The 17,013-nt window shown below is 43.0% G+C and carries 1 protein-coding gene; it reads right to left on the bottom strand.

The window, feature by feature from the left end; genetic code table 11:
- Positions 1–228 precede the first annotated feature (228 nt).
- The gene (locus tag RM520_RS13325; RefSeq protein ID WP_311388326.1) at positions 229–16,872 is read right to left on the bottom strand and encodes a BspA family leucine-rich repeat surface protein; all 16,644 of its coding nucleotides are present in this window, start codon (positions 16,870–16,872) and stop codon (positions 229–231) included.
- Positions 16,873–17,013: the final 141 nt, after the last annotated feature.

The following is a 17,013-nucleotide window of genomic DNA, read 5'->3' as shown; positions in this document are numbered from 1 at the left end:
TTAGTTTGGTATTCTATAAGCCAATAAAAGTAAAAATCAGCACTAAACAGGTACTTAATAATCGCTTAAAAGCCTTTATAAACGGTAAGAGGTTTTTGCGTAAAAAAAACCATAGTAAAACTATGGTTTTTACCCAACAGAATTTCATTAATCTTTCCAATAAAAAAAGCCACCCCACTTCGACTGGGCTCAGTGACCGGGTGGCTTTTTGGAGTCTTAAATTTATTATTATCGTTTAATCACAAGCTGTTTCTCAAAGTGGATGCCCCTTTCATCTTCCGTTCTGATGATATATAACCCAGGGGCCAATGTGTTCACATTTAAATCCATCACCATTCCGGCGTTTAATTCGCTGGGCTCATAGACCTTCACTATCCTGCCCTGCATGTCATAGATCATTAACGACAGTACGTTTGTTGGGTTCTCAAAGCTTGCCTTCGCATCTTCGCTCGCAGGGTTTGGCCATACATTGAACGTGTTCAGGTTCGCTTGTAATGGTGGTGCGGCAAACGGACATCCGTAGACCTCAACCTCGGCCATGTGCAATGGACCGGAACCTGTCTTCTGTACACGTACATACCTTGCCATAACATCAACCGTGAACTCTTCTTCAAGGCCCGCAGCTCCTGAGAAGAATTCGCGGCCTATAGCCGTATCGGCCAACAGTTCATCCAAGCTCTGTGTGCCAAATGGGCTATCGGAGTACAGCACGTAGAAGTTGTTCAGCCTTGATTGAAGCTTGTCCGTTCTATTGTAAATCACAACGCGTTCAATTGTTGCCATTTCTCCCAGATCAACTTGCCACCAAGGTTGGCTGTCCTCATCAAGGGTATGCTGCAGGTCCGCACTCCATGGCGATGAACCGCTCTGGTTGCCATCGTTCGCATAAAAGGCCTCACCGTTGCCATACGTACTTGAATGGCTTGCTGTGCCATCCAAGGCAAGGTTGTAGGCCTCCGTGCAGGGAGCCGTACCGCCCTCTTCGTTCACTACTATTGTAACCGTATCGCTCTTGGTACAGCCATTTTCATTGGTGAACGTATAACCCACCTCATAACTGCCTGCACCCAATGCAGATGGATCGAACAATCCACTGGAACTAACGGCTCCCGACCATGTTCCACCCTCTGGGTTTGCAGTCAATTGCTGTTCCCCTTCGGTATCCAAAAATGGTCCTGCCGGGGTTATTGTTACCGGTAACGAACCATCACAGATTGATGGGTCCGTTGGGCAGCCATAAACCTCTACCTCGGCCATGTGAAGGGTACCGCTACCCTGTAACTGAACCCGTACATATCGACCACTAGCCATCGTTGAAAAACTCTCCACAAGACCGGCCTCGCCCTCAAAGAAGATACTTTCAATATTGGGGTCTCCCAATTGGTCCAACAGCGAACCGCTGAATGGGCTATCGGAAACAAATATGTAGAAATTGTTCAATCGTGACTGTAACCTATTGGTCCTATTGTATATCTTGACCTCGGTCAGTTCATGTGCAGAGCCCAAATCTACTTCCCACCAGGGCTGTGCCTCTCCGCTTACCGTATGCTGTAGGTCGGCACTCCAGGGCGAACCGCCCTCCAGATTACCATCATTGGCATAGAAAGCCTCTCCATTGCCATACGTGCTCGACTGGCTCGCAGGTTTGTTCAAAGCAACGTTATCTGTTCCTTCACAAGGCTCAGGTTCGTCTGAATCGGGCATTACGTTTATCGTTACTGTATCGCTCTGGGTACAACCATCACCATTGGTATAACTGTAGGTGATGATATAGTCACCCGCACCTATCGATGGGTCAAAGAGGCCCGTTGCACTTATCTGACCCGACCAGGTACCGCCTGCTGGGCTTGCGACCAACTGTTCTGGGGCTCCACTGTCCAAAAATGGACCGGCAGCGGTAATCATGACAGGTTCAGCGCCATCACAGACATCTGGGCCGCTTGGGCAACCCATTACCTCTAGTTCTGCCATGTGTAAAAAGCCCTGGGCACCCAACTGTATCCTTACATAGCGACCATTGATATCCGATGGTATCGTCTCCAATGCTCCAGCAGAGCCCTCAAAATAATAGTTCCAAACACTTGCATCACCAACAAGGTCCGACGCCGTAGCACTTGAACTGAAGGGTGCATCCGACACAAACACGTAAAAATCACTTAAACGGTCTTGGAAACCATTGGTACGGTTATAGATCACCACTTCTTCGAGATCATGGTCAGAGCCAAGGTCAACCTCCCACCAGGGGCCGGTCGTATCATCAGAGGTATGTTGAAGATCGGCATCCCAAGGGCTACTGCCCGATAGGTTGCCATCATTGGCAAAACTTGCAATACCGTTGCCATACGTGCTCGATTGGCTCGAAGGCTTGTTCAAAGCAACATTCGATGGGGCCGAACAGCCCTCAACATCATCATTCTCAATTGTTCCTGTACCTTCATTAACAGCAATGGTAGCATTGACCGGGTCTTCCAAAACTATCGTAAACATTTCATCAAGCTCAAAATCTGAATCTGGATTGATGTCGACAGTGATTGTTTTATTTATTTCACCAGGACTAAATGTCAATATTGTTGTTGAAACTGCCGTATAATCTTCTGGAGCAACAGCCGTGTCATCAATAGTGGAATAATCCACCGTAATCGTCTGTGTGGTGGCTGCGCTCAAACTTACCATAAAATTCATGTTGGTCGTACCACCCGTACCTTCGAGCTGAGAAACGTCTCCAATGGATATTTCTGGTTGCACTGGCAAAATTTGGACATCATCACTTGCTGAATCTGAACAACCATTACCATTGGTATAGGTATAGGTAATTGTATGTGTGCCCACACCTGCGACAGCTGGGTCAAAACTATAGGTCATGCCGTTGCCGTCATCTGTGACGCCTGGGCCGCTATAGACACCACCCGTTGGGGTGCCGCCTCCAAGACCAGATTGTACACCGGCATCTACCTGCAAATCTGCAGGGGCTGTAAAAATGACCACGGGCAATGCAAAAACTTCAACATCATCACTTGCCGAACCGAGGCAGCCATTGGAATTAATAAAATCATAGGTAATAGTATGTACGCCAACACCTGCTACCGCTGGGTAAAAACTATAAGTCATTCCGTTGCCATCATCGGTTACCCCTGGGCCTGAATATACACCACCGGTAGGAGTTGCTCCGCCCAATCCCGTCTGTACACCAGAATCGATGCAAAGGTCGGCCAAGGCCGTAAAGCTCACTGTCGGCATTGGATTCACCGTTAAGGTCGCAGCATCACTGGTCACCGAACAATCGTCGGTATCATCACCTGGGGTGCCGTTGTCTGATGTAACAACAACACGATATTGTGTTCCACTTGCTAAAATGTCTACAGCATTAAATGTTAATTGTGGAGAACCATTAGCACTTGGAACAACTTCTGCCCATGAAGAGCTGCCTGGCAGCAATGCTTCCCAAAAATAACTTAGGGTACCATTACCAGAGGCCAATACAGAAATGGGCGTGGCCGTGCTATCAAATTGGCACTTAGAAACATCCTCCGGTTGTGTTTCAATAGAAACCGCGCAAAGCGGGCCCAAAGAAACTATCAAATCCACTGGAGAACTTTCAAAAGCCGATGCCCCCCCTGAAGGGTTTTGACTGATTATATTGCCAGATGGTACTAGAGCATCATTGGCTGTTGTAATTGTGCCAACTGTTAAATTCGCCGCAATGATGTTCGATTCCGCCGTAGCCTGTGGCAGCCCAACAACACCAGGAACCGATGTGGTCGAAGGTGATGAAATTGTTATCGTCTGTATACAGGTATTTTTAAGACCGTTGTCATCGGTAACTACATATGTAATTGTTGTAGTTCCCTGTTGGTACGGATCAGAAAACAAATCGGTACTATTATTGTCAGACCTCGTACCAACTACACTCGCTACACCACAATTATCGTCAGTTATAGGGGTGCCAATATCAACAACGGTAAGACCCAAAGCCGTACTGCTTGTTCGCATAATATTGGATGGGCAAGTAATCGTTGGTGCTATATTGTCTTCAACGGTTACTGTCGCCGTGCAGGTGCTAAAATTTGAATTGACATCTGTTACCGTTAACGTTACCGTATTGGCCCCTATGTCTGAACAACTAAAAGTACTTGGAGATACCGATATAGAGGTAATTCCAGCAGCATCCGTAGAACCGCCATCGACATCAGAGGCAGAAATACTTGCACTACCATTTCCATCCAATTGAACAGTAATTGATTGACAAACTGCGTTTGGCGCAACATTATCTTCAACCGTTACATTTGCCGTGCAGGTTGCTGAATTACCTGAAGTATCTGTGACTGTTAATGTTACAGTATTTACTCCTACATTGGAGGTCGAAAAAGAGCTTGGGCCTACCGCTAAACTGGCGATTCCACAATTATCGGTTGAACCCCCATCGATATCAGCCGCAGTAATGCTGGCATTGCCCGAAGCATCTAGCTGAACCGTAATGTCCTGGCAAACTGCCGTGGGAGGTTCGGTATCATTTATCGTTATTAACTGCTCACAACTTGATGCTTTACCTGTTTCATCAGTCGCTGTCCAGGTTATGGTAGTTTCACCTACGGGGAACGGGTCTGTAAGTAATAATACTTCACTATCACCGCGTACTCCAGTAATTGTGATATTCTCTGGTGCCGATATATTATCGGTTGCCGTTGCAGGAATAATGGGAAAACTAGCAGCACAAAGGCCTACATCGTTTGCCATGGTAACATCATCCGGACAGGTAATCTCTGGAGCCATAACATCCTCCAAAACAACCCGTACAATTTGCTGGCAAGGCTCGGAACTATTGAGATTGGGCACGGCCTCATCTGCCGCTGTCCATGTAATTATGGTCTCCCCAATAGGGAAAGAATCGGTTATGGGCCTACCATCACTACGGTCGGATCCAAATGTACCCACTGCCGTGGTACCATCGATGCCCGAGCACAGATCAAACCCTGTAGGTAAAATGAGGTCTACATTGACCTCGGTACCCGAATTGATGGTCACTTCAATGGTTTCTGGACAGCTAATGGTGGGCGGTACGTTATCGATGACGGTAATCACTTGCTCACAAGGTTCTGAGATATTGCCTACTTCATCCGTTGCTGTCCATGAAATGGTGGTTTCTCCAACAGGGAAGGCATCTGAGAGAAGTAGCCCATCAGAACGGGTACCTTCAAAAATAATATTCTCTGGTAACGAAACATCATCAGTTGCCGTTGGGTCTAATAAGATTACTATTGCCTCACAGACTCCAGAATCTTGGTTTACTTCAATAGCCTCTGGACAGGTAATTGTTGGTGGTATATCGTTACAGAATTCACCACCATCGGTAATGGTCCAACCCAAACCTTCCAAAATTGTTCTGCCGGGTTCACCATCGCAATATTGGCTGTTGCCGCCAGAGAAATTTATATTATTTGGCACAGTGGTTTCTCCAATATCTAAAGTTGACCAACCGCTTAATAAGGCATCATAGTTTTCTATTGAAAGCTCTACATTGGTAAACATATTATTTGCCCTTACTAAATTTGAAATATTCCAATCACCTATGTTTTGATTAAAAGAAGAAGCTAAACGAAACATATTAGACATGTCTTCTGCCTCATTAACATCCCAACCATTTAAATCACCATTAAAACTAGATGCATTTGAGAACATATCAGCCATAACAACAACTTTGGAAGGCTCCCAATTTGAAATGTTCCCGTTGAAGGCGGTTGCATTTCTAAACATTCCATCCATCGAAGATACATTTGATACATCCCAATTATTCAGGTCTTGGTTAAATAATATTGCTCCTCTGAACATATTGCTCATAAAATCAATTGAGGAGACATCCCAATTATTAAAACTTTCATTACCTATCAAAGATTCACAGTTCTCAAAAAGTCCATCTAAGTCGAAATCTTGTAATTCAGAGAAATCAGGAACATCTTCCGCTGTTACATCAAGGTTTATACATCCTCGAAAGGTTCTTCTCATAAATTTCCATTTTTCACTACCCCATTGGTTAATTTCAAGCAATTTCTCTTTGTCTTTAGAAAAGTCAATTTCATTTAAAGTTCCTTTTACTTTTACCATGTAAGTGCCAGGCAAGGCATAAGTATGTTCAGCGACACCAGAAATGATTGTTTCAATTGTGCCATCTCCCCAATCTACATCAAATGGAGTGCCATTAAATTGTATTTCTAATTGATTTGGACCGGTACTAATTGGAGAGTCTACGTTATCAGTTTTCCATGTTGTAATAAAAGCATCTGTAAAATCTATTGGGCAATTTAAGCCCCCATCCGTAATGGTCCAACCAAAATTGTCAATAAGATTTTGTCGTGCTGTTTCACTTAAACAATACTGGCTACTGCCACCATCAAACGTAATGTTTAGTGGTATTTGTGTTTCCCCATTTCCGACACTGAAAGTGGCCCATCCACTAAGTGTATTATCATAGTTCTGTAAGGATAATTGGGTTTGACTAAACATAAACGCCATTCCATCAAAAGAACTATTTTGTATAATACTGCTTATATCCCACTGGCTCAAGTCTTGATTAAATGCTTGCGCATTCCAGAACATACCAAACATATTTTCAACAGAGCTTACATCCCAATCTCCAACATCCTGATTAAACTTCAGTGCATCATTGAACATTAATTCCATGTTCACAACCTTACTTAAATCCCAAGAGCTAATGTCTTGGTTAAATTCTCTTGCACCAAAGAACATTCTAATTGTACTTTCTAAACTAGACGTATCCCAATCACTAATATTTCCATTAAACGAACTTGCCCTACTAAACATACTGTTCATATTTGAAACATTGGATACGTTCCAAGTATTTAACTCTTGATTAAAGGCTATTGCATTTTGAAACATACCAAACATTTCCTTTGCTGCAGATGTGTCCCAATCTTCGATAACTTGGTTAAAAAGTGAAGCGCCGAAAAACATACCATTGAAATTTTCAATGTTGCTTGTATTCCAGTTATTAAAGTCTCCCGTACCAACCAGAGCCGTACAATTTAAAAACATGTTTGCCAAGCTTATTACGCCTGAAAAATCAGGAACGTCATTTGCCTTTACGTCAAGGTTAGAGCATCCATAAAAAGCCAATTGCATATTTACCCACTCAATCTCACCCCATTGATTTACCGTTAAAATTTTATCTTTATCGCCAGCATTGTTGAAATAAATCCTTGGGAAATCGCCTGTTATAGAAACCGTATGCGTTCCTGCCGTAGCATAAGAATGCGTTGTGTCGCCTGTTTGGTTTGCATCAATATTTCCATCGCCCCAATCTACCGAATAATTGTAGCCACTGCCTGTAGTTGGTATAGTAATACTTTCATTGGCCGTGGTGGTTTGCCAGGTAGTTACAAAAGCGCCAGGTATTAAACCTTGAACACCATTTAATACCAAATCATTTCCATCTCCACTAACGTAGCTAATGGAACCTATAAAATCACCAAATACAACTTCATCACCTTCAGCCAAACCATCAAAAGTTCCGTTAATCGCATCTGTGCCATCGTTCGCGATTAAAATAATTTGGTCTCCATTGCCATTGAGATACCCCCCTAGGAGATTTAAAGTCGTGCCCGGGATAATAGTTACTGTACCCGTCACCATCACTTGGTCATGGTCCGTGCTAGGGGTACTTCCATTGACCTCGAATTCATTGTTATTGTTATCCAAGGTCAGATTACCAGTGTTCAAAACTCCTGGACTATTACCCGCATTAAGTGTAGAACCAGGGTTCATATTTACATCACCTGTCAAACTGCCGTCACCACTAAGGGAAGCACCAGTATTAAAGTTGGCTTCGGTATCCACAACTGTTATGACGCCACTTGTGTTAAAATCACCTTCTGTGACCTCAAGAGCATTAAGTTCCAAATCATCATTGCCATCAAGGGCCACGTCTAAATTGGAAAGGGTCAATCCATTGTTTTCACCCACCAAATCAAAAGAGCTATCAATGGTCATACTATTGTCACCTTCACCACCATCAATCTCCAAGCCGGTGGTTACCTCATTAATAGGTATGGCCACTGTATTTTCATCCTGTTGGGCGACTTGGTCACCCGATACTTTTAACTCTGAACCTGAATTGTTGATTACTAGATTACCTGCGCTTGCCGAAAGAGCAAAGCTATCGTCTGTGGTACCACAACTATCTGCAATGGCAACACCATTGTTATCTAAGGAACCTTCAGGTAAAATACCAAAGTCACTAACAATCCAATTATTATCATTGCGAAGTATTTGAATACCATCAACACCATCACAGTATTCGCTTTCACCCCCACCAAAGACGACCCCGTTCTGAAGCGTCTGCTGTGACCAGCCCGTCAACAAAGCATCATAATTAGCCGTCGAAAGCGCTATGCCCTCGAACATACCTTGCGCATCTGTAACTTTAGATACGTCCCAACCACCCAAATTCTGGTCAAACGAGTTGGCACTCGAGAACATGCGTGAGGCATCGGTCAACGATGTAGTTGCCCAAACACCAATATCTTGGTTAAAATCAGAGGCACTTACGAACATAAACGACATATCGGTGACCTTGGAAACATCCCAAACACTGATATCTACGTTGAAATCCGCAGCTGAAAAGAACATGCCACCCATATCGGTAACATTGCTAACATCCCAACCTGAAATATCAACATTGAAACTTCTCGCACCCCTGAACATATCACCCATATCCGTTACCTTGGAAACGTCCCAACCGGAAATGTCCGCATCAAATGAATCCGCTCCATTGAACATACCGCTCATATTGGTCACACTTGATACATCCCAACCGCTAAGGTCATCATTAAAACTGCCCGTATCAGAAAACATTTCTGACATATCCGTGACATTGGAAACATCCCAACTGGAAACCTCTACGTTCACGGTGCCACCAGTACCCTTGAAAATACGGCTCATATCGGTAACATTGCTAACGTCCCAACCGTTCAAGGAAACTCGGAAAAGCAAACTAAACTTGATATCTGAAAACATCCCAGAAAGCGAGGTCACATTAGATAAGTCCGGCACATCGGGCGTATCAACGGTCAAACGCTCAACACCGGCAAACGCATTCTCCATACTGGACCATGAAATAGTACCCCACTGAGCAACACCCAATATCTTCTCTATATTCGAACCCCTATCATTGTTGAAGTAAATTGCAGGAAAGGCCCCACTGACCTTGACCTGATAGGTCCCAGCAGCGGCATAGGTATGTACACCATCGCCCGTAACATTGTTCTCTATCGTGCCGTCACCCCAATCAACAGTATAATCATAGGTATAAATAGGGTTCGTAGGTATCACAATCTCATCGTTGGTCCCGCGAGTAATCCATTCTGTGATAAAAGAATCCGAATCTACAACACAACTTCCACCATCACTAATGACCCAAGCATAGATATCAATGATTGATTGTTTATCTATAGCTGCAGTACAAAAAACGCTATCGCCCCCGCCAAAAATCACTCCGTTCTGCAACATCTGTTGCGACCAGCCCGTCAACAAAGCATCATAATTAGCCGTCGAAAGCGCTATGCCCTCGAACATACCTTGCGCATCTGTAACTTTAGATACGTCCCAACCACCCAAATTCTGGTCAAACGAGTTGGCACTCGAGAACATGCGTGAGGCATCGGTCAACGATGTAGTTGCCCAAACACCAATATCTTGGTTAAAATCAGAGGCACTTACGAACATAAACGACATATCGGTGACCTTGGAAACATCCCAAACACTGATATCTACGTTGAAATCCGCAGCTGAAAAGAACATGCCACCCATATCGGTAACATTGCTAACATCCCAACCTGAAATATCAACATTGAAACTTCTCGCACCCCTGAACATATCACCCATATCCGTTACCTTGGAAACGTCCCAACCGGAAATGTCCGCATCAAATGAATCCGCTCCATTGAACATACCGCTCATATTGGTCACACTTGATACATCCCAACCGCTAAGGTCATCATTAAAACTGCCCGTATCAGAAAACATTTCTGACATATCCGTGACATTGGAAACATCCCAACTGGAAACCTCTACGTTCACGGTGCCACCAGTACCCTTGAAAATACGGCTCATATCGGTAACATTGCTAACGTCCCAACCGTTCAAGGAAACTCGGAAAAGCAAACTAAACTTGATATCTGAAAACATCCCAGAAAGCGAGGTCACATTAGATAAGTCCGGCACATCGGGCGTATCAACGGTCAAACGCTCAACACCGGCAAACGCATTCTCCATACTGGACCATGAAATAGTACCCCACTGAGCAACACCCAATATCTTCTCTATATTCGAACCCCTATCATTGTTGAAGTAAATTGCAGGAAAGGCCCCACTGACCTTGACCTGATAGGTCCCAGCAGCGGCATAGGTATGTACACCATCGCCCGTAACATTGTTCTCTATCGTGCCGTCACCCCAATCAACAGTATAATCATAGGTATAAATAGGGTTCGTAGGTATCACAATCTCATCGTTGGTCCCGCGAGTAATCCATTCTGTGATAAAAGAATCCGAATCTACAACACAACTTCCACCATCACTAATGACCCAAGCATAGATATCAATGATTGATTGTTTATCTATAGCTGCAGTACAAAAAACGCTATCGCCCCCGCCAAAAATCACTCCGTTCTGCAACATCTGTTGCGACCAGCCCGTCAACAAAGCATCATAATTAGCCGTCGAAAGCGCTATGCCCTCGAACATACCTTGCGCATCTGTAACTTTAGATACGTCCCAACCACCCAAATTCTGGTCAAACGAGTTGGCACTCGAGAACATGCGTGAGGCATCGGTCAACGATGTAGTTGCCCAAACACCAATATCTTGGTTAAAATCAGAGGCACTTACGAACATAAACGACATATCGGTGACCTTGGAAACATCCCAAACACTGATATCTACGTTGAAATCCGCAGCTGAAAAGAACATGCCACCCATATCGGTAACATTGCTAACATCCCAACCTGAAATATCAACATTGAAACTTCTCGCACCCCTGAACATATCACCCATATCCGTTACCTTGGAAACGTCCCAACCGGAAATGTCCGCATCAAATGAATCCGCTCCATTGAACATACCGCTCATATTGGTCACACTTGATACATCCCAACCGCTAAGGTCATCATTAAAACTGCCCGTATCAGAAAACATTTCTGACATATCCGTGACATTGGAAACATCCCAACTGGAAACCTCTACGTTCACGGTGCCACCAGTACCCTTGAAAATACGGCTCATATCGGTAACATTGCTAACGTCCCAACCGTTCAAGGAAACTCGGAAAAGCAAACTAAACTTGATATCTGAAAACATCCCAGAAAGCGAGGTCACATTAGATAAGTCCGGCACATCGGGCGTATCAACGGTCAAACGCTCAACACCGGCAAACGCATTCTCCATACTGGACCATGAAATAGTACCCCACTGAGCAACACCCAATATCTTCTCTATATTCGAACCCCTATCATTGTTGAAGTAAATTGCAGGAAAGGCCCCACTGACCTTGACCTGATAGGTCCCAGCAGCGGCATAGGTATGTACACCATCGCCCGTAACATTGTTCTCTATCGTGCCGTCACCCCAATCAACAGTATAATCATAGGTATAAATAGGGTTCGTAGGTATCACAATCTCATCGTTGGTCCCGCGAGTAATCCATTCTGTGATAAAAGAATCCGAATCTACAACACAACTTCCACCATCACTAATGACCCAAGCATAGATATCAATGATTGATTGTTTATCTATAGCTGCAGTACAAAAAACGCTATCGCCCCCGCCAAAAATCACTCCGTTCTGCAACATCTGTTGCGACCAGCCCGTCAACAAAGCATCATAATTAGCCGTCGAAAGCGCTATGCCCTCGAACATACCTTGCGCATCTGTAACTTTAGATACGTCCCAACCACCCAAATTCTGGTCAAACGAGTTGGCACTCGAGAACATGCGTGAGGCATCGGTCAACGATGTAGTTGCCCAAACACCAATATCTTGGTTAAAATCAGAGGCACTTACGAACATAAACGACATATCGGTGACCTTGGAAACATCCCAAACACTGATATCTACGTTGAAATCCGCAGCTGAAAAGAACATGCCACCCATATCGGTAACATTGCTAACATCCCAACCTGAAATATCAACATTGAAACTTCTCGCACCCCTGAACATATCACCCATATCCGTTACCTTGGAAACGTCCCAACCGGAAATGTCCGCATCAAATGAATCCGCTCCATTGAACATACCGCTCATATTGGTCACACTTGATACATCCCAACCGCTAAGGTCATCATTAAAACTGCCCGTATCAGAAAACATTTCTGACATATCCGTGACATTGGAAACATCCCAACTGGAAACCTCTACGTTCACGGTGCCACCAGTACCCTTGAAAATACGGCTCATATCGGTAACATTGCTAACGTCCCAACCGTTCAAGGAAACTCGGAAAAGCAAACTAAACTTGATATCTGAAAACATCCCAGAAAGCGAGGTCACATTAGATAAGTCCGGCACATCGGGCGTATCAACGGTCAAACGCTCAACACCGGCAAACGCATTCTCCATACTGGACCATGAAATAGTACCCCACTGAGCAACACCCAATATCTTCTCTATATTCGAACCCCTATCATTGTTGAAGTAAATTGCAGGAAAGGCCCCACTGACCTTGACCTGATAGGTCCCAGCAGCGGCATAGGTATGTACACCATCGCCCGTAACATTGTTCTCTATCGTGCCGTCACCCCAATCAACAGTATAATCATAGGTATAAATAGGGTTCGTAGGTATCACAATCTCATCGTTGGTCCCGCGAGTAATCCATTCTGTGATAAAGGGCAATTCAACAGCTGGCACAGTGCCGTTCAACACCAAATCATTACCATCACCCCCCACATAACTTATGGTACCCGTAAAGTCACCAAAAACTACTTCTTCACCTTCTGCGAGGCCATTAAAGGTGCCTGTGATAGCATCTGTGCCATCATTGGTAATTAAAATAATTTCGTCTCCGTCACCGTTGGCATAGCCGCCTAATAAATTCAAGCTTGTACCAGCAACTATGGTCACTGAGCCAGTCACCACGACTTGATCATGTTCGGTACCAGGTGTTAAACCATTGACCTCAAAATTGTTGTTGCTATTGTCTAAGGTCAAATCTCCAGTATTCAAAATACCCGGGCTGGTACCGGGGAAGAGATTAGAATCTACATTCATGTTTACTACCCCACTAATGGTACCATTACCACTAAGTGTAGCATCGGCAAAAAAATTGGCCTCCACCCCTACATTGACCGTAACATCTGCGTTTGTTTCAAAATTTCCATTATTAACACTTAAATTGGCCAAATTCAAGGTACCTGTGCCACTTAGCAAGATGTCAATATTATCAGTTACCAAGTCAATTCCCAAGGTGTTTAAATCCAGCCCAGCAGGTAAGGTAAGCGTATCGCTACCATTACCCCCATTAATGGTCACAGTTGTAAGGCCATCTAGGGGAATAGCAACCGTATTGGCATCCCTTTGCTCAACACCATCACCACTAACAATGATAGGAGCATTATTGGAAAGAATCAAGAACCCGTCTTCTACAGCAATGTCATAAGTGTCATCTGTATCGTTGGTACAATCTTTAACATCGAGTTCTCCGTCTACAACCTCAGCTTCTGATTCTGCTTCGAAAACGGAAACAGTTTGATCACAAGACGTTGAGACATTACCTGCTTGATCGGTAGCTGTCCAAGTAATGGTTGTGACGCCAAGGGGATAGGGGTCGGTTAATGCTAAAGCATCAGAACGCACTCCTTGAAAGGTAAAAGATGTTGAAATATTATCGGTTGCTGTTGGATTAGTTAAAACCACATTCGCCGTGGTATCAGTATTACCAATGACTACTTCAATATTATCTGAACATGTGATTACTGGAGCTTCTGAATCTAAAACACCACTGTATTCAAAAATCGATACTTTGCCTTTTAAGCCATTGGCTTCTGGCGCCCCTAATACTACAGTATTTCCATTCTTATTTATAGCAACGTCTTGACCAACTTCGGCATAGATAGGTTGCCCCAATAAATTCCACGTAGCCCCATTCCATTGAAAAATTCGTGCGGGCTGTGAAAAGTTCCCGACTAGAACTATATCTCCAACTTCGTTAATATCTACATGATAACCTGCTTGTTCGTTAGTATTATTTACAAGATTGCTACCTAGTTGACTCCAAATACCGTTATTAAACCCATAGACTTTGGCATAACCAGCAGCATTTGCACCAATAATCAAACGATTACCCTGGGCATTTAAAGAACAGCTAACCCCAAAAAAATCAGATTGATTCTCTCCGTTGATGTCTTCGCCGATTTGGGTCCAAACCCCATTCTCTAATTGAAAAGTTCTTACATATCCTAGGTCTTGAGGGATACTATTAAAACCAATTTGATAAGCTCCTACAGCCAAAATTGTTCCATCTGCACTTAAAGAAACATCTCGTCCAAAAGAATCACCGGAGGTATCTCCATTCAAAATACCACCTATTTCTAACCATGAACCTGATTGAAGTTCATAAACAACAACACGACCTCTGCTTTCATTTTCTCCTGCATAACCAACGGCAAGTCTATCACCACTAGCATCAAAATCTACTTTTTGAATAAAGGGTTGACCGGCTGCAGGAATCTCCACACCTAAGGCGGACCAAACTCCATTATTAAACTCATAAACCTGAACATTACCTGATTGTTTACTAACCGATACCCTATTACCAGAATCATTTAAATCGATTCCACTAAAGCCTCTACCAAAACCAAAACCAGCTGGAATAGGGGTGCCTAGCTGATTCCATATTCCATTTGTATTCTCAAGTACTATTGCGTTACCATCACTACCATTTCCGTTGGCATTAGGCACCATATAGGCAATAATATTACCATCGCCATTAATAGAAACTCCAGAGCCTAAGCTAGATTCAGATGTTCCACTTAATTCGGGTCCAATATCGAACCAACAATCCCCAGCACCATTTACGGTTATTATTTGATTACATGATTCCGAAACATTACCGGCTTCATCAGTCGCTGTCCACGTTATGGCAGTTGTACCTACAAAATAGGGGTCGGTTAACTCAAACCCATCTGCCCGGATGCCTTCAAAAGTGAAATTTGTTGATACATTATCAGTTGCCGTTGGAAGCCCCACCGAAACAGAAGAAGAGCATGATGCTCCAGCATCTACAGTTGTATCAGAGGCACAACTTGTAATCACCGGTATTTCGCTATCCACATTGCTATTAATACAAATAATGAATGATTGCTGAGTTAAAAATTGACCACCTTCAAATAAGACAATATCATTTTTTGAAACCTTAAAATTACCAAAACCCTGACTACAACAAATACCATCACCAAAAACATCTAAAAAACGAAATGTATACAACCCATCAGCAAGACCAGTAATTTGATCTGTAATTGTTGTATTAGATTCATTATTTGTGTATGAAGCTGAATCAACAATTGCACTGCCATCACCATTAATTATTTCCCAAGAAGTTTCTTCAGCAAAATTGTCAAATGTTATTTCTAAATCTAAATCACCCGAAACACACGAAGTATCTCCAAATTCGGTCGAAAATTGCCATTCCAAGCCATTATTGGCCTCGGTACCTTGCCAAGCATTTCCACTCAAATCTTCAAGTAAACCAGTAGGTATGGATATGGTCAATGATTTGTTGAAAGGCATAGGCTGTGATGGGGTAATAATTAATGTAGAAACCACCCCATCATCAGAAAGACTTAATCCCCCGTTCGCAATACTCATACTTTCATAAAAAGCGGCACCACCAAATGAACTTGGCTCTAACAAACTTACCGAAAGATTATCATCGGTAATTTGCAATATTTCATTAAACTGAACAGTAAAAACTTGATCAGCTGGTACGCTTGTACTGGTAGATATGGGATTGAAAATCGCAGTTGTTGGAATATCTGCAATTCCATCAGCTGTGGTAAAAATATAGCCTAAATTGGCTAAATCTGGCGATTCAAAAGCCGCTTCTTCAGCACCCCATGGATTGCCTGCATCATCTTGAAATAATGTTTCACGACCCACTACCTGTATCAAATACCTTGTATTGGGCTGTAAATCAGTATTAAAACTTAGCTCGACCGAATTATTATTTATTATGACACCTGCGCTATTTGGACCGAGGTCCTCAAGACTTATTACATCTTGTGGCGTTGGTGTGCCTGTGCCCTCCAGTCTAAATAATCGAAAAAAACCTGGGTCTTGCTGAATACTTATATTTTCGTTAAAAGTCAAAGAAATATTGGTATCGACAGGAACGTCAATACTATTATCTTCTGGAACTATTGAAACCAAAGATGGTTCGGTAACATCGGTTGTAGTCACTGTAAAAAATGAGAATGGTTCATTAGGTCCATCATATTCATTAACAGGATTACCACTTAAATCTTCAAAGAAACCTGCAGAAAAGAAAAAAGTATATTCTTTGTTAGGATATAAATTTCTATCAGGATTTATAGTCACAATATTTCCGGCTATGGTAATATTGGCCAAGAATCTATTAACCTCAACCCTATTGTTCGTTTCATTTCTTAGAAAAAGAGAGGGGTTTGGGCTGTTCCCAAGTTGCACAACTTCATCAAAAGTTAAAATCACATCTGATGCTAAGGGCACATCAATCGTGTTATTGTTCGGAGTTAAACTAACTAAACTTGGTGGAATTACATCTTGAGAATACAAAATTTGATTGCAAACAAAAAGACTTAATAAAACTGCAAAAAAAGTAGTTCTTTTCATAAAGGTTGGTTTGTAAAATGGTTTCAATAAAAAATAATATGGACTTATTATTTAAAAAGAAATAAGTCTTAGGGGAGGGAACTACTAGCTTATGTAAGCATATCGTTAAAAATAAGACTCTAACTTTAGAATATCAATACC

This window comes from Croceitalea vernalis (assembly GCF_031846405.1).
Taxonomy (GTDB): Bacteria; Bacteroidota; Bacteroidia; order Flavobacteriales; family Flavobacteriaceae; genus Croceitalea; species Croceitalea vernalis.
The sequence above is the reverse complement of the archived record's forward strand: the minus strand, read 5'-3'. Positions and strand labels throughout refer to the sequence as shown.

Excerpts from the sequence above, each read along its gene's own strand:
- RM520_RS13325 (WP_311388326.1), bottom strand. The coding sequence starts at position 16,872 with ATGAAAAGAACTACTTTTTTTGCAGTTTTATTAAGTCTTTTTGTTTGC.